This window comes from Bradyrhizobium oropedii (assembly GCF_020889685.1).
GTDB classification, from domain to species: domain Bacteria; phylum Pseudomonadota; class Alphaproteobacteria; order Rhizobiales; family Xanthobacteraceae; genus Bradyrhizobium; species Bradyrhizobium oropedii.
Genome location: NZ_JACMYO010000019.1, coordinates 1 through 15,863, shown reverse-complemented (window position 1 = coordinate 15,863; position 15,863 = coordinate 1). Strand labels below are relative to the sequence as shown.

General features: G+C 59.7%; 16 protein-coding genes. 6 read left to right on the top strand and 10 right to left on the bottom strand.

From position 1 onward, the window contains the following. Positions 1–108: 108 nt before the first annotated feature. From H8A95_RS07995 to H8A95_RS07970, 6 genes are all read right to left on the bottom strand, one after another. The gene (locus H8A95_RS07995) at positions 109–1,296 is read right to left on the bottom strand and encodes a hypothetical protein (RefSeq protein ID WP_229182685.1); all 1,188 of its coding nucleotides are present in this window, start codon (positions 1,294–1,296) and stop codon (positions 109–111) included. 4 nt (positions 1,297–1,300) lie between these two features. Beyond that, entirely contained in the window at positions 1,301–3,217 is a 1,917-nt protein-coding gene (locus H8A95_RS07990) for an ORC-CDC6 family AAA ATPase (protein WP_229182684.1), read from the bottom strand. Beyond that, positions 3,217–4,317: a phosphoribosyltransferase-like protein gene (locus H8A95_RS07985; RefSeq protein WP_229182683.1), complete on the bottom strand. Its 1,101-nt coding sequence runs from the start codon at positions 4,315–4,317 to the stop codon at positions 3,217–3,219. The genes H8A95_RS07990 and H8A95_RS07985 overlap by 1 nt, the downstream gene beginning before the upstream one ends. A gap of 21 nt (positions 4,318–4,338) precedes the next feature. Further along, positions 4,339–5,448: a PfkB family carbohydrate kinase gene (locus H8A95_RS07980; RefSeq protein WP_229182682.1), complete on the bottom strand. Its 1,110-nt coding sequence runs from the start codon at positions 5,446–5,448 to the stop codon at positions 4,339–4,341. 85 nt (positions 5,449–5,533) lie between these two features. Continuing rightward, entirely contained in the window at positions 5,534–7,441 is a 1,908-nt protein-coding gene (locus H8A95_RS07975) for a sucrose-6-phosphate hydrolase (RefSeq protein WP_229182681.1), read from the bottom strand. Positions 7,442–7,645: 204 nt separating this feature from the next. Then, a complete protein-coding gene (locus H8A95_RS07970) occupies positions 7,646–8,011 on the bottom strand; it encodes a winged helix-turn-helix transcriptional regulator (RefSeq protein ID WP_229182680.1) in 366 nt (121 codons plus the stop codon). Between the two features lie 169 nt (positions 8,012–8,180). Here H8A95_RS07970 and H8A95_RS07965 point away from each other — a divergent pair, with 169 nt between their 5' ends. From H8A95_RS07965 to H8A95_RS07950, 4 genes are all read left to right on the top strand, one after another. Further along, positions 8,181–8,570 carry a DoxX family protein gene (locus tag H8A95_RS07965; protein WP_229182679.1) on the top strand — a complete coding sequence of 130 codons (390 nt, stop codon included), beginning with the start codon at positions 8,181–8,183 and terminating at the stop codon, positions 8,568–8,570. A gap of 44 nt (positions 8,571–8,614) precedes the next feature. Next, entirely contained in the window at positions 8,615–9,358 is a 744-nt protein-coding gene (locus H8A95_RS07960; protein WP_229182678.1) for an SDR family NAD(P)-dependent oxidoreductase, read from the top strand. Between the two features lie 18 nt (positions 9,359–9,376). After that, the gene (locus H8A95_RS07955) at positions 9,377–9,823 is read left to right on the top strand and encodes an MAPEG family protein (protein WP_229182677.1); all 447 of its coding nucleotides are present in this window, start codon (positions 9,377–9,379) and stop codon (positions 9,821–9,823) included. Positions 9,824–9,983: 160 nt separating this feature from the next. Next, entirely contained in the window at positions 9,984–11,117 is a 1,134-nt protein-coding gene (locus H8A95_RS07950; RefSeq protein WP_229182676.1) for a hypothetical protein, read from the top strand. 172 nt (positions 11,118–11,289) lie between these two features. Here H8A95_RS07950 and H8A95_RS07945 read toward each other — a convergent pair whose 3' ends face one another. The 4 genes from H8A95_RS07945 to H8A95_RS07930 all read right to left on the bottom strand — a co-directional run bounded on the left by H8A95_RS07945 (position 11,290) and on the right by H8A95_RS07930 (position 13,289). After that, complete coding sequence (locus H8A95_RS07945; protein ID WP_229182675.1) at positions 11,290–11,640, bottom strand: DUF2200 domain-containing protein; 351 nt, start codon at positions 11,638–11,640, stop codon at positions 11,290–11,292. A gap of 63 nt (positions 11,641–11,703) precedes the next feature. After that, positions 11,704–12,519: a DUF2971 domain-containing protein gene (locus H8A95_RS07940; protein ID WP_229182674.1), complete on the bottom strand. Its 816-nt coding sequence runs from the start codon at positions 12,517–12,519 to the stop codon at positions 11,704–11,706. A gap of 27 nt (positions 12,520–12,546) precedes the next feature. Further along, complete coding sequence (locus tag H8A95_RS07935; protein WP_229182673.1) at positions 12,547–13,047, bottom strand: hypothetical protein; 501 nt, start codon at positions 13,045–13,047, stop codon at positions 12,547–12,549. Continuing rightward, positions 13,044–13,289: a hypothetical protein gene (locus H8A95_RS07930; protein WP_229182672.1), complete on the bottom strand. Its 246-nt coding sequence runs from the start codon at positions 13,287–13,289 to the stop codon at positions 13,044–13,046. Before H8A95_RS07930 ends, H8A95_RS07935 begins: the two co-directional genes overlap by 4 nt. A gap of 325 nt (positions 13,290–13,614) precedes the next feature. On the opposite strand from H8A95_RS07930, the gene H8A95_RS07925 reads away from it, so the two are divergent. Both H8A95_RS07925 and H8A95_RS07920 read left to right on the top strand, forming a co-directional pair. Beyond that, a complete protein-coding gene (locus tag H8A95_RS07925; protein ID WP_229182671.1) occupies positions 13,615–13,905 on the top strand; it encodes a helix-turn-helix domain-containing protein in 291 nt (96 codons plus the stop codon). A gap of 1,281 nt (positions 13,906–15,186) precedes the next feature. After that, positions 15,187–15,863, top strand: a 677-nt coding sequence (locus H8A95_RS07920; protein WP_229182670.1) for a methyl-accepting chemotaxis protein, incomplete at its 3' end; no start/stop codon positions are given.

Here is a 15,863-nt window from a genome sequence, read left to right as displayed (position 1 = left end):
GACCGCAGCTTCGCAAAGGCAGGACGAGTCTCGTCACTTCGCAGCTGCGCCGCGGCTTGGCAATGTGCCGACACTAATCGAGCCCGCGTCGATCGGCTGGGGAGACCGTCATTTGGCGTCCGCGGTGACAAGCGCTTGCCGCGCCTCTTCGCTCTGCTTTTGTTGAGCGGTGACGCTATAGCACTCGCCCGCGACCCAGGCGGAAATGAGCTGATATTGTGGATTCGATTGTATCTTGGCCGCTTCATATCGCCGGGATTCGACATGCGCCATGCCGACACGGACGGCCGCGCGATTGCCGGTCGCCCGCTTCTCAAAGGCCGCCAGCAAGCATCCAATCGACAGGCCTTTGCTCGACAAGGGCGACAGGACAAATTTTGCGCCGCCGGCGAGCTTGAGACTGTCTTCGTAGCGCGCCATCGTCTGCATCAGCGAGCGATAAAGCTGGAACGGGTTCCATTCGGTCGCCCGCAAGATGTCGCGGATATCGACGTCGTAGCGGTCAAACAGAAACTCGCCCAACGCATTTATGATGTTGTCGCCGCGACGAGCATCCGCGGACTGAATGGGCAATACCGGGCAGATCTCATCGGGATTGGTGCGTTCGCCGATGCGGGTGAGCTGCTCGAGCACGTCCTCCGCGAGCACCGGAAACCAAACGACCGGCCAGCCCAATGAAGCCTCTTCGTCGAGCCGGATCCCCAAGCTCTGGATAGGTGCAAGATCCGTATCGATCTCAAATTTGGTGATGGCATTATCAATCACCGCGGATTCCGCATAAACGACGTGAAGGTTGATCGCGGAACCAAGTGGTGTTTCGGAGCCAGGCTTCACAAGATGGGTAAGCAACGTGTTGAGCAGAGTGAGATAGACGAGGCGAGGGAGCGCGCTGATGTCGACAATGATGTCGGTATAATCGGATATCCAGGTCTCAAAATCGGCAAATAGAACTGCGGCACTCCGCGAAACGTCTCGAATTCCATCCGTGTCGGTCGTGACCAGTTCTCTGACCTCGAGACGACCGTCAGGAAACAGCGTCTTCAGGCCGGTGAGGTTTTTCTTGCCAAGTTTGGAGGCCGCGGCGTCCGTGCCATATCCCTCCGACATGTCGATTGCCAGGCACTTGCGCGCGGCGTCAGGCCCGCAGGCAATGATCTCCTTCGCCGGGCCCATCACGCGCGGATCAAATCCCGCTCCGACGATGAACAGCAGGCGTCGCTCTCGATCTTCCAGGTGTTTGCGCCAAAAGGCACTGAACTGGTCGGATCGATATAGATTGTAGGGGTCCCACCACATGCTATCAGACCAATGTTATCTTTTCATTCGCGCGCGGTACCACCCCGCGCGACCAATCCTGAAGCCGTCGAAGAGAGACGCGCTGCCAACCGCCAACGTGATAGACAAGATCAAATTGCGCGCAAAATAGCCGGTTTAGATACAGAACGACCCACGTCTTGTTGTCCTGCTTGTGATTGTCGCGCACCTCGAACAGATTTTGCGCCACGCAAGAACTGATCGTGGATGCGAGTTCGAAATACGGGTTGCCGGGACCGTCCCGGCCGGCTTGCACCAGTGCCTCGCGATCCTGCGTGGAAAGGGCAATACCCGTCACGCCAGGTGCATAAGGAGCGTTTGGCTCGTAGGTTTTCTCACGGCACATGAGCCCGATTGCTTCGATGAGGCGTTGCGCCTGGGGGCCGAGCGCGAACAGGCGTGGCAGCTCCTTAAATCTCTTCTCGGCAAGTTTGGTCAGGGCGTCGTTCTGAATTTTTGCGCTGACCGATAACGGACCGCTGCCACGTGAGCGCGTGATCTTCTGCGCATAAATATGGTCATATAGGACTGCGCAGATCTGGAGAAATTCCTCGACATTGTAGGAACTGAGCCGCACCACGCGGTCAATTCCGTAGAAATAGGGTACGTCGTGCCTGCGACAAACAAACCGCTCCGCAGCGGCGGGCACGCCAGAGCCTGTCCGCCCTTCCAGATCGTCGTCCGACAGGGGCGCTAGATCCAGGGATGCTTGAACCTTCTGCTTCTCTCGCGTGATGAGAATGCCAATTCGGGTCCATTCGATCGCCTTGTCGAAAGGTTCTGCCGTGGAGGAAGCCGCGCTGGAGATCCACTCGTCGAAGAGGCCGCTACCACTTGCAAGGTCGCGAACACTCTGCTCCATCTCCGGCAGGGCCTTTGCGATTTTGTCTTGAGTCGCGTAGTCCGTGACAGTGTTCGAAAGATAGTCGCCGAAGCTCTCCAGATCGGTGCGCATCTGTGCCATGCGTCGGTTCGCGATCGACGTCACAAAGTTCAGATACTGCTTGGATTTGGCCGTGCTCCAGGCTTGCTCCATGCGCACTTCTTCGTAGTCCCGTCGCGGGATCGCGCCTGTCAAAAGCTCAGAAGGATTGATCACATAGGTTCGTTCGGCGAACCAGACGGATGCCCCCTGTCTGTGATCGAGCAGTTCGCTGTACAGCAGAGTTCTTTGCCAAGGGCGGAGCCGATGGACATCGTCGAACATGACGATTGGCTTTGCTGCGACGATCCTGCCATGAATGACGAATGACACCTGCGACAGCCACAGCACAGCATCAAATTGCATGTGAAGCGGCAGATCTACGGACGTGTTTCCGACGGCGTCGAGTTGAGCGAAGCAGCGAGACTCGACGTCCTCGGCCCATGCGCGCAGGGCGCCGAGGTCGGCGTTTCGCGGAATGGGCCCCTCGTCGAACAGCGATGCGGCGTACTCGCAGGTGATCGTGCCCAAGCCATTGGGATAATCGAGGTCATGGAGCGTGCACAGTGCTCGCAACGACCTGAGGATGATGCGAGCATTCACCAGAGCGCGAAACAGCGCGCGAGAGGTGCGTTCTTCAAGTTGAGGGCCGATTTCGGCGTATCCACTCGCGCAGGGAACGAGGATTCCAAATGCGAGCGCCGTCGCCTCGTCGACCACGCCCAGCTGAGCCAGGCTTCGATGAATTTCGTCGTGCGGAGAGAGATGACGATTACGAATGACCTGGATCAGGGGACCTGGGGTAAATATTCGCAGAAGCGATGTTTTGCCCCCGCCAGGGGCGCTTCGCAGCACCAGCGCACTTGTGGCGAACAGATCCTGCGGGAGAATACTCAGAACCTCGGGCGCAAAGTATCGCGAGAATACGTCGTCGGGGGACGATGTCTCCGAGGTCCGGATGGCAAAGGCATTTCGAGCCACTATGAGACCTCGCGGTGACGCACAATGCGCGGGAAGAGGCCACGCGCGCTGCCGACTTCGAGAGGATCGGCCCAGAGCAGATAGATGCTATTGTTAGGGCAGTTGTGGGCCAGGACCAGCGGCAAGCCACAGGCCGCGAAGCCGCGCTTGATAGTGTCTGTTCCTCCCTTTGCCTCGTGCTCATCAAGGGGGCGAGTACGATAGTAGGAATTGGAATCGACCAGCGCGAGAAACTCCTTGTCGCGAAGGGAGGCGAGGGCCATGTCGGGCGCAAGCTCGTAGACGGCGGTGATGCTTGGGACGGGGATCGATTGCTCTTTGCAGTAGGTCGCCAACTTGTCGCCGATGTAATCGACGGCCGCCTTGGTCGCCACATACAGAACGATGTGCATCTTGATCGCAGAATACTTGATCAGACAGGACGCGTCTTCGTTAGGCTGAAACTGCTTCAATGCCTTGACCAGCTTGCCCTTCCACTGATCCTCCTCTTTGCGGATATAGGAAATGCCGCTCGCCGAAAAATCGTCGATCAGCACGATCCTGGCGAACTGGGCATTCGTATCGCCGAGGGCTGATTGCAGGTCTTTGAGCATCCCCGCCGATTTCGGTTTACCGATTTCGTACGCCTGCCAGACTTGCTCATTGTCGAGGGAAGCTGCCCGCCGAAAGATATCCATTCTCGAGCCGTCACTCAGCCCCAGGAAGAGCGTCTGACGCAGCGAACGTTGATAGTCGGGATGACGGACCACTTCAGTGATGCAATGGGGAGCGATTCCGATGGAATTGGCGACATCGGCGATCAAGGACGGGCGGATAACGTCGGGGAAACTGGACTCGACGAGATGGCGCATGTCGGCTGCAGAAACGAAGACGACGCGATCGCGCACGAAGGCGTAGGCAATCTCACGTTCGGCTTTGGTGGCGAACTGCTTCAACCAGAGGCAAAGGGCTTCGAGAAACTTTTGACCGGGACCGAACTGCTGATACTCGTCGTACTTGAACCGGGCCATCCGATCCAATCGCGGAAGTTCCTGGGCAAGTCGATTCTCGTCCCACTCCATGACCAGAGCGAGCAGGCGCTGCGCAAGTTCTTCCTTCATTCCTCCTCCGGGATGGAGCTCTCACGCGACGCAAGCGGGGCAGGCGAGACTCTCCGCTTCGACGGTCGCCTTAGTGGATGCTGGGAGAGCCGGGGTGCCGCCCTCCAGCAGCTTTGCAATCTGCTTCTGAAACACGTTCTTGGTCGAGGCGTACATGCCGCCTCGAGCTCCTTCAAAGCCGCAATTCCAGGCAGCGACCGCTTGGCCATAGTGAAGCGCCTGGGTCAGTTGGCCAGCCTTCAATTTTGACAGGCCCTCAGGTTGCAGCCTGAATATCTCGGTGAGAAAGCCGGCGCTGAACCAATCACCGGAGCCGCAGGTGTCAACCAGCCGGGGTGCACTTATGGCCGGTATACTCAGCCAGTTGCTTCGCTTGCTGCCAAGCTTGTGCCGGTAGCGCAGCCCACGGCCACCCATGGTCTGGATCTCGATCGCAGTTGCCGCGCGCTCAGTCCAGGCCTTCTCGATTTCGGAAAGGCGCGCATCTGCGTATTTCAAAACGTGAGCGAGTTCGATCGCCTCCCGGAGCAGCCGCGGTTCGGCGACGCCGGATGGTTCGTACATGATGAGAGCGCCATTCTTGGCAGCCAAAGCAGCTAGGTCGAGAATGCCTCTCGACAAGCGATCCATGAAGAAGACCTTCGCCGACGCAAGGTGAGGCGCAATCGAATCCACCACGGTTCGGGTGATCGGCTGGAAGCTGGGCAATCGCTTGCCACAGCGAGGGCATGCCCAGGAAAACGAATGAGTGGGGGTGCCATCGCGTTTGCGGCGGATCTGCTGGACGATGATCGGCGTGTGCGCACTGGGGGTGCAGCGGGCATGATCGAGATGCACGCCCCATCGGCTCATGTCGGCCTGCAAGACCTGGGAGGCGGCATCGTCGCCGAGCCGCGCAACAGGATAGGAGTTCCACCCCAGATAGGCGAGCACGGTGAGCACATTGCCGCAAGTCCCGCCAGCATGGGCTTGAAACGACGAGGACGAATCGGCGTTGACGATGAGATCGAGCGCAATCAAACCGGATCCGAACGCGGTGAGGCGTTTGGTTCCGGTTTGTTTCGTGCCGCGCGCCTTCGATGACCTGACGGCCGGCATTGGCTCGGCATCGCGCTGGGATCTGACGGGCATTTACTCTGCTCCCTTCAGGGGCGAATTGAACAGCCAGGTTACAACTTACGTGTGCATAGGGCGACCCGATTGTCGATTTCTCGGATCATTCCCACAGGAAACGACCGTCGTGCGGTCGCAGTCTTCTCAAATATTCGAGCAGAACCGCCGGGCCACGAGATCCTTCGGACCCCAGATGCCAACACGTCGCAGGATCGAGATTGACCTCGTCAACGCTCAGCGAAAGAGGTTCAGCCAGCAATTCGTGATCGTTTCCGGGCCAGCGCCCCCGATCGCCTACGCACAGTATGGCGCCGCTCCCAACCCGGTTTCGCATTGCATCAACGACTGCTCCCTTGGCGCGCTTGGCGTCGACGATGTCGATCGAGTGACTGGATCTCACGACGCGAACGCCGCTAGCCCGCTCCGACAAAATAGCCTGCTGAGCAAGGAGCCAAAGGTGGTCTTCTCGCAAGGAATGCTTGGGCTCCAGGGTAATCTGGCGCGCGCGATCCGTCTGCTCCGCACAAAGAGAGACCTCCGGTTGGGCCCGCAGACGAGCGGCAATAGCGGCCAGAGCCTCTGTCGGCCGGGTCGTGTCGTTCGGTGATCGATCGTCACTCAATGGCGCGATCTCGAGGCCATTGTAATAGCCGATCGTCACACTCGGCCACAGCACCGTCGGCAGGACTTCGCGTAAGGACAGGCGTACCGATTTTCCGCGCCCCGTCGCGATGGCCAAGATCAAGCCATTTTCGATGAGGTGGACAAGAGCTCGCACAATATCTTTGTCAGGAGGCAAAGTGCGCGCGCGGGCGTCCACGATTGTGCCGTCGTAGTCGAGCACGGCGCCGGCAAACGAGGCCGCACGCAGTCGTTCGTTAAAGTCGTTGTAGGCGCTCTGCCAGAACTTGAATTGCTCACGTTCGACAAGCAGCTCGTGTGAGGCGAAAGCCTTTCGTTCTATCGCCGCAATGTCTGCGCCGCGACGGGATTTTACGGATTTCTTGAGCGGGAGACCGTAAAGCTTTCGACCAAATTCGGGGACGCCGGGCCTGCCAGGATCAATCGCTCGAGCCTCGCCCGCCCATCCTGTCAGAAGGAGTGACGCTGCGAGGGCGCCAAGGGAGACCGCTTCCGGCGGACCAGGCAATCGGAGGCGAGAGATCGGAATATCATCCGGTATCAGGGCGAGCGTCCGTTCCGCGAGCGCTTCGTCTTCATCGCCGATAAGTGCAATGATCGCACTCTCATTTCCGCGTTTAGCCAGCCAGTGATGACGCCCGTGCGCGAAGTTTCGCCAATCGGCGTAATGAAGGTTCCCGATTGCGGCTTCGGTGAATTTTGATTCCAGATCTATCGCACCGACTCGGGCGTTCGGACTGTGGAGAATGACCGTGGTCGACCGTCCCCAAACTTGTGCGGTGGAGTTGCGCCAGGTCGTTTGATTTTCTGCTGAGAGCAGGCGAGATATTTGCTGCTCAATGGCGGTCCAGTTGGTACCTGCTTGGGTCGCTTCCAGGTAGGCCCGCAAGATCAAAGCGGAAAAGCCGAAGAGGGAATTGGTTGCCAGAAAACCATCCTTGCCGGCTGGCAGCTCATAGAGCAGCAGATCGCAATAGGGATGCTGCTGCGCTGCGTCCGACAATCTGCTCTGCGCGCGTCCGCACAGGACTGCAAGCTGGCGTGGTTCCCGTGCCACCGCGTCGCCGAAAGCCCCGTTAATATCGACGTTGCTCCCACCGGCGCTCAAGAGCCAAATCGCGGCCGAACGTGGCGCAGGCTCGTTCAGCAACTCGGAAGGGGTCGCTGTCAGTCCGAGCTGCCCGGACAAGCGCTGATGGGTCTGAGCGAGGAAATGTGCGGCGCTGAGCGAGCCGCCTGAACCAACTGCCACCACAGGGCCAAGCGAGGCCGTTCGCGCAGCGCGAACCAGATCTTCTACCGAAGCCGATCCGGCCCAAGCCAGCGTTTCGGCAAGCTTTTCAATCTCTTGCGCGTACGGACGAGCCACGTTTCTTCCACCTTACGACTGGGGTCTGCGTTCCTATCATATACAGAACAAATAGGGAACAAATACATTGGGGGCCAGTTGTCGCCACTTTCAACAATCCCCCCATCGTTATCCTGCGCTCCGCCTGAGCGGCACCTCGGTCTTGTCGCCAAGACGGCGCTACGCGCCAAAGGTTGCGCGGTCTGCCACTATCCTCAACTCACATCAGCCACGCTTGGTTTTGCGGCCGCGCGAGCTAGGCTTAGCCGGCACGCTCGCTCCATATTTGTGCCACCAGGCCGTCAGCGCCTGCATCGTCGGTCCGAGCCCGCGGGCCTTCTGGGTGATCCCATATTCGACACGGAGCGGCACCTCCGCGAACACGGTGCGGGACACCAAACCGTCTGCTTCGAGCTCGCGGAGTTGGGCGGTCAGCATGTGTTGGGTGATGCCGGGGATCGCCTTTCGAAGCTCTCCGAAGCGGTAGACGCGCTGGTTGAGCAGCCACATGATCTCGAGTTTCCATTTGCCTGAGAGCAGTGCGAAGGCGCGTCGCATCTCCTCGTGCATGTTGATCTGTTTTTCGGCCATAGTCAGGTTTTCAATACTAACAGCAAGTTATTCATCCTACTTGCCAATATCAATCTTAGTCGACATTTTCCGCGCACGATATGGGATTGCGCAGATCGGATTGCGCATCCGGACACATCAACAAAACCGATGAAGGGGCTGTCGCCGCCGCGACAGTCAAGGATACCGCATGGCCTCGATCTACACGTATTGGATCAGCACGGGACTTCTATCCCTGCTGTATCTGACGTCCGCAGTTATGTACCTCACGAAACCGGACTTCGTTCGGAAGGCGCTCGCTGAGCTTGGATATCCGGCCTACCTTAGGCCGGTCATGATCGTCGTGAAGGTCCTGGGCACGGCGGCGATCCTGTCGCGCTTCAATGTGGCGCTTAGCGATCTCGCTTACGCCGGCATTTTCTATCACCTGTTGTTGGCCGGCTTGGCGCACATCGCCGTAAGGAAGCCCGCTGAAGCCTTGCCCGCACTCATCGGCCTCGCGTTGCTGATCGCTTCCTTCGCTACGCAAAACGCCGCCCGCGCAATCCCGTCGCCCTATGGCTTGGCGGCGATGTTCTGACGAAAAAAGATCACAAACACAGAAACTAGCCAAGGAAAATGAACATGAACCGACTCAATGGAAAAGTTGCCGTCGTGACCGGCGCCGGTCGCGGCATCGGCCGCGCTACCGCGAAACTGTTCGCGGCGGAGGGTGCGAAGGTCGCGGTCCTTTCGCGTACGCCAGCGAACGTAGACGCCGTCGTCGCGGACATCGAGGCTGGCGGCGGCACTGCCCTCGGTGTCGTCTGCGACATCGGTGATGGCGGTCAGATCAAGGCGGCAATAGACAATGTCGTTGCGGCCTATGGCGGGGTCGACATCCTGGTGAACAACGCCTTCGACCCGTCCGTGCCGAACTCGTCCATCATCGATCTCTCGTCGGAGCAGTTGCAGCGCAATTTCGAGACGGGGCCGATCGCCTATCTTCGGATGATGCAGGCCTGCTATCCGCACCTGAAGGCGAGCGGAGAGGGGCGGGTCATCAACTTCGGCTCGATGGCCGGTGTCATAGGCCTGGTCGGTTATGGCCCCTACAACATGGCAAAGGAAGCGGTGCGCGCCCTTACCCGGACCGCCGCGCGGGAATGGGGCGCCGACAAGATCACCGTGAACAACGTGCTGCCGCTCGCGCAGACGTGGGGCGCCGCCGCCGACGTGCCTCCCGCGGCCAACGCGCTTGCCCGTTATGGGTCGCCTGAGGCGGACGTGGCGCCGGTCGTGCTGTTCCTCGCAAGCCGTGATGGACAGTTCTTGACGGGCTCCAGCCTCACCGCCGATGGCGGCGCCATCATCGACAGCGCACGCTGAAACGCGAACGGAGCGTCCATGCCTGTGCTTCCCATCACATCGATCTTTGCTGCGGTGTCGGCCCTCGCCCTGGTCGCTCTCTCGATTCCGGTTTCTCTTCGGCGCACCAAGGTCGGTGTCATGGCGGGCGAGTGTCCGGATGAAACGCTGCATAGACGTATCCGTGCACAAGGCAATTTCATCGAATACGTGCCTCTCGGATTGATCTCGTTGGGTTTGGTCGAGGCTCAAGCAGCCCAGGCGTGGATGGTGGTCGTCATCGGGACCATCCTCGCCTTCGGGCGGCTGCTGCATGCGATCGGGATGCTTCGGGGATCACCACCCGTGCGGGGCTTCGGGATGCTCTTCACCTATTTGGCGCTGGTTGTTGCGGCCGGACGCCTCCTCCTGGACACCGGTTCCTGGAGAAACGGAGACGACCGACGCGAACGCCGCTTGCGACCTCAAGCCGGCAATGAGCGCTAGCATGCCCGTCATATCGCCACCGGATGCGCTGACCCGCGCCCATAGTTGATAAGAGGTCCATGAGTATCCTGTCCCCACGTTAATCCTGATATGTAGCGTACCGTCGCGTCGCTCTATCGTTTGTCCGGCGCTTCATGATCAAATTTGCTTTGGGGGGGAGATGCCCGCAACTGCGTTTTCAGTCAGATTCGCCCGCGAACTCGATGTCGACCAGCTCGCGACGTTGATGACAGGCGAGAATCCTACGTCGGAACGAGATGGAGCTGAGCTTCTCGGCGCATCTGGCGAGGCGATCCGCGCCGATATTCAATGCTCATCGTGCGGCAAGCTCGGTGCTCGCGTGGTTCGCTCCGCAAGATCGCGCACATCAAAGGCAGTTGTCCGGCAAGCGCACTTCAGGTTCGTCGATCCCAACGGTGGCGACGCCCACCACCCATTCTGCGAGTTCCACGGCGATGACGAGAATCGATCCGCGCAGGCAAGCCTCCTCGACTTCGGTTCGGAGAAAAGCACAGAAACCAGAGCCGTCAGGCTCCTCGTGTGCAAAGGTATCGAGCAAGGGCTATTTGACCAGCGGCGTATTCGGGACATGCGCCAATGGTTTTTCGATCTCAAGTCTGCCAGCCGCTTCACCCTGGCAACGACGCCAGAGGCGATTTCCTGGACGCGAGCGCTCCATCGTCATCCAAGCTACCAGCGCTGGACATTCCACCCAGCTCAAGCGGAAATGCCCGCATTCAATTGGAAGAACGCAGCCCGGTATCAGTTCACCGAAGATCATCAGCATCTGTTCCATCTGATAAAAGGTATCCCAATCGACGACGGGATTTGTCGACAAGCCGAAGAGCTCCTTCGGAAGCACTATCAGAGCAAGGTGTTCGACCCCACCGTACTCCAGCGCTACTACGACGCAGCGGTCTCGCTTGCCGGCTTCGTGGCCACGAATGGCGGCATCGATTTTGGTAAGGTTCGTCCGGACTACTATCGGTTGAAGGGACCTCCGGTCGCGTTGCTCGCCCTGTGCGCGCTCGTGCTGTTCGTCTCGAATTGGGAGATGAATACTGCCATCGCAGCCTTCTCCAGGCTGTTGTTGGCGCCGGCGCCGAGGGATCTCACGCTCGGTAACGTCATCGGCCTGAACCCATTTCACGACTACGCGGCGTGGCGGATCCTTATCCTATCTGCGCAAGTGGCCGCCAAAAGCCCCAATGGACTGGATTACGATCGCCAGCTTGCCGCAACTGAGGCCGCGCTTCGTGAGCAGCATCGTCGCTGGAAGGAGCAGCAATCCTAGCAGGGCCCGCGCCACATCCGAGCGCGCTCCACAGGCCGCGCATGGGACGACTGTGCTGTGGCGCGGTGTGGGAGGAATGGCATCGAGCTATCCAGCGGATGATTGGGCTCAATAACCAGCAAGAAAACGAATTCGGGCCGGTGACGACAATGCTCGGCGCCCCGAGACAACGTCATGGTCTGAGAATTTTCTCCATGGACTTTCCACGCGCCAGTTCGTCGATCAACTTGTCCAGGTAGCGGATCTCCTGCATCGTCGGCTCTTTGATGTCCTCGACGCGCACGCCGCAAACCACTCCCTTGATCTGCGCCCGCGACGGATTGAGCCGAGGCGCTTGTGCAAAGAACGTCTCGAAATCGGCCCTGCGTGCCAGCTGCGCCTCAAAGTCCTTCTGACCATAGCCCGTCAGCCACGCGATGATCTGATCGACCTCGGCCTTTGTCCGCCCCTTTTTCTCGGCCTTGGCAACGTAGAGCGGGTAAACGCTGGCGAAGCTCGTTGTGTAGATCCGGTGTTTTGCCATGGCGCCACTTTCCCAGAGATCGCTGGTCAATCGACAGGGCAAGCATATCAGGCGCAACGGACTTCAGTCCGCGACATACGGTATCGCTGAGCGCTTGATTGCAAGGCGCATCTGATGGGTGGCCAGCAGTGCCTCCACCGCCCAGGCCTGCTGCGCCGCGAGGGCCGGACCGACGATGATTTCCTCGATGCCGCAGTTGTTGGGATGTGAGGTCGAAGTTTGGATGATGACTTCGTCGAACCGACACGACCGGTAGGGGACGAGCCCTGCAGGGGAGAGGCGCGTTTTCAGCCCGGGCGGCCAGGATATATCGGCCCAGACCAGACGGGATTCGCACTCTTCACGGAAATGCTCGTTCTTGAGTACGAGCGCTGTTTTCAGCGCATGCGGCCACCATCGCTCGATCTGGGCGCGGGCGGCTTCCGGCTCGCCGGTGCCTTCCAGCAGAAGTGCGATGAGCAGGGCGACAGCCGCGTCGGCGGCCGCGTGCTGATGTTCGGTGTCGTAGATCACCTGCGTGATGTCGAAGCCTTGCGATGTGGCATTCTGCAACAGCCAGTCGGCGTCGAAGCCTATCGAGAAACCCTGTCCGCGATTATAGCCGCGCCATTGCGACAGCAGATCGCCGTTCGAGGTAAGGGACCCGACGAACGCATGGACGCTTTCGCTGTGCTGGCGAAACAGATTTATCGTTTCCCAGGCGAGCGAAGATATCTGCTGGATCTCCGCGCCACGGCGCTCGATGGCCGCGAGCACGATATCCCAGCCGTGCCGAAACTCGGAGGTGTCGTTGAGAAAACGGTAGTGCGAGGTCCACAGGGATTTGCTGGCAACGATGCCATGAAGACCCGCGGCGGAGGTGTAGTGGTACAAAATCATGCGGTTTGGATGGCCTGGCGGTGAACTTCAGACAATGACGATGCCGGGCTGCTTACGGTCGACCTCGACAAGCAGATCGCGAATATCCCGAACGCTGATTGAAACCGAGACCGTGCTTCGCGAGAACGGGCGACGGCGGGCGGTGCGCCAGCGGGCGGTGACGCGAATGATCTGATCGGCCTGATTACCCTGCAGTGTCGTCCTGAGAATCCTGATCTCGGCCCTTTCGCCGGGAGATATCACGGCAATCGGGCGGTCCTCATTTGCACCATTGACCTGATGCGTTGCTGCCCTGAGGACGTCGCGCAGGGCTTCTCCTTCGGAGAAGCCGAGGAGCGACGGCGAGGCCTGGACGGTCTCGACGATGATGGTCTCGTCTCTTGTGTTGAAGACGTGCAGCTCGATGCCGCCGCTTGTGGTGTCAAAGTTGAGCCGGGGCGACTTTCCGACCACGCGGTCATAGACCGCCTTCGCGGCAGAGGCCGCGCCGGGCAGGAGCTTGGAGAGGCCAAGCCATTCGCTGATCACGCCGCAACCCGTGACAGAGCCCGGATCGTTGCCTCCTCGATCTCACCGGCGGCGTCGATCAGCCGGCAAAGACGTGGCGACCCGTCCTCCAGGATGTCCGCGGCATCGAGGCAGGCTCTTGCCCTCGATAGCGCGTCGAGCCAGATGCGCGGGACGTCGGTCGATGACGGGGAGGCCAGCATCTCGTCGAGCTCGGTGCGAGGCGGAATTCCGGCCGAGACGATGTCGGATCGTTGCATCATGTCGTGACCTAAGCGTGGAAGCTGATCGGGCCGAAAGCATATCCGATTCGGCTTCTGCTTTGCGCGGGGAGGGGCGGTGCCCCCGACTTGGCGGAGCCCGCCTGGCAATGGTCGACCAGCCGTGCAGGGAACGCTAGAACGCGGCCGCTCCGCCTCGGGGCTGAGCCCGGCTCCGGGGCAGCCAGGCGTCCAATCAAACCAGCGAGGAAAACCGGTGCACAGGACACGTCAAAACGTATTCATACGTTATAGCGTGTTTTGTCCCGGCGTCCGAAATGCATCATCCTGTCTGATGAGGCCCCGGAAACCGGCATATACCCAGCGATTGCTTGCGCAGAACGTGCGGGAACGTCGGCTGCGCAAATCATGGACGCAGTACGATCTTGCCGACGAAACGGCCTTGCGTCAGGCGCTGGTCAGCCAGATTGAGGCGGAAAAGGCCAACCCCACTCTGCTGTCGCTGCACAAGCTCGCGTCCGCGCTCGGTGTCCAGGTCGCCGAGCTGCTGCTGCCACAAGACACCGTGCTCGCGCGGGGCACGAAGCCGGCCTCGCGTGGCCGGGGAAAGAAGCCCACGAAAAAAGCGGGAAGTCCCGCGAAACCGCGCCCGCGCTAACCAGGCCAACCTCCGACCGGAATTCGGGCGGGCTCAATGCTCATGCCTGTTGGGCATGCCGGCAACTCAAATTCGAAGCGTGCGCGATCGCTCGACCGGACCTGCTACAGAATGTGGCCGTCCGAATGCAGATAGTTGACGCGGCCGGCTCGCTTCAGGCGGCGGCTCAGCCACCCTTGCGGGTCGGAATAGATGGGATCCTTGAACTCTTCCTGGATCCTGGGCAGCCAGAGCGCGCGAACGTAGAGGAGCTTCGAAAGCAGAGGCGCTTTGGGTTCATCGCAGACCTTGTGGAAGGCTGTGGAAGCCGCGCGCGAGATTGTCGAGAATGCAGCATCCTCCCGTCGGACCGTTCCGGTGCCGGATTTGTCAGGTTCACTTTCAACAGGTACAATATCTGGGCCGCTGGCGGTTTGGTTAGTTACAACTTCGGTCCTGTACAGGTCAGCGTTTGGGGCACCCAGGAGCTCTCGTCGAATGCTTCGGGTGGCACCGCCGGGCCTCCCGGAATCGATACGGCGACTGTTACCAAAGGGTTCTCGGGTTTCGCGCAGCTCAACTATCGAATCTGGGCGCCCGATGCTCCAAGCGCTCCGGTGATCCCGAAGATCCACAAGTAATCCCTTGATCGAGAAGAGACGGCGTCAAATCCTGTCGGTCTTTCTCGATAGCCTGAGGCGCGCAATTTGCGGTTATCGCTTCTGAATCGAGCAATTTGCTTTGCCGCTCCAAGGCGCGAGCTGGTTGCTCTTCCTGATCTTCATCGGCTTTCTCCAAGTTGGCCGATGGAGAACAGCAATGACGGCCGAACTTTCTCCCCCGGCCGTTATTGCTGCCCCTTGGGGCATCCTCACTAGCCTTGAGCCCTGCGCCTGTTCAGGCGCTGGGCTCATTTTCGTTACGGGCCTCGAAATCCAAGCATTGCAGCAAACGTATCCGGCAACCTAAAGCCCAGCGCAGTTGCACAGACCTGAGAAGGCCGAATGTCTGATCGAGAACATAGCATGCCAGGGAAGTCCAGATTTGGTCTGGGAAGCCTTGTTCTTGTGCAGAATACAATCGGACTTCTAATTCTTGGGCTGACGACGATCGTTGCTTTTCAGGCTCAAAGTGCCAGTGCGTTCTGGCTGATACTTGCCATCGGCATCGCTGCAGCCGTCGTCGTCCTTGTCTTGACAAATTTCGTTCTCGCCCCGATCTCCGAAATTGTCGGTTGGATGAACAAGATCGCCTCCGGCGCCACCGACATGACCATCCGGTATCTGCCACGGCTCGACCAGGTTGGAGACCTGGGCCCGTACGGCGGAGAGACTTCGGATAAGGGCACAGCAAGCAGCGGGACAAGAGAAGGAAAGCAGCCAACTGCGCGACCGGTTCGAAGCGGATAAGGCCGCGTACCTCTTTGAAATGTGCGATCTGCTGAAAGCAGATCTCGACAGCGCGGTCGCTGAAGTATTCTCCATGAGCGATGAAGCGTCGCTTCGAGGCGCCAGCGCCGCGACGGATGCTCAAAGCATAGCAAATCAAGCCACGGTCCTTGCGGCGTCGTCAGAACAGGCCAGCAACAACGTGACGTCAGTCTCTGCGGCGGCAGAGGAATTGTCTCTGACCGGACGCAAGATCGCCGCCCGGACCGCCGACGCGGCGAACTACGCGAGCCGCGCGGCTGGGGAGGCGGCCAAAGCGAGCGAGACGGTGGCGGCCTTGAAGGATGCTGCCGAACGCCTCGTAGATATTGTTTCCACGATTTCGGAGGTCGCGGCTCAGACCGATCTTCTTGCGTTGAATGCGACGATTGAGGCGGCTCGAGTCGGCGATGCCGGAAAAGGCTTTGCGGTGGTTGCCCACGAAGTGAAGGCACTGGCGCAGAAAACGAGCAGCGCGACTGAGGACATCGCTCGGCGGGTCCATAACATCTGTACGGCCACCAACGACAGTGTCGTAGCGATCGACTGCAT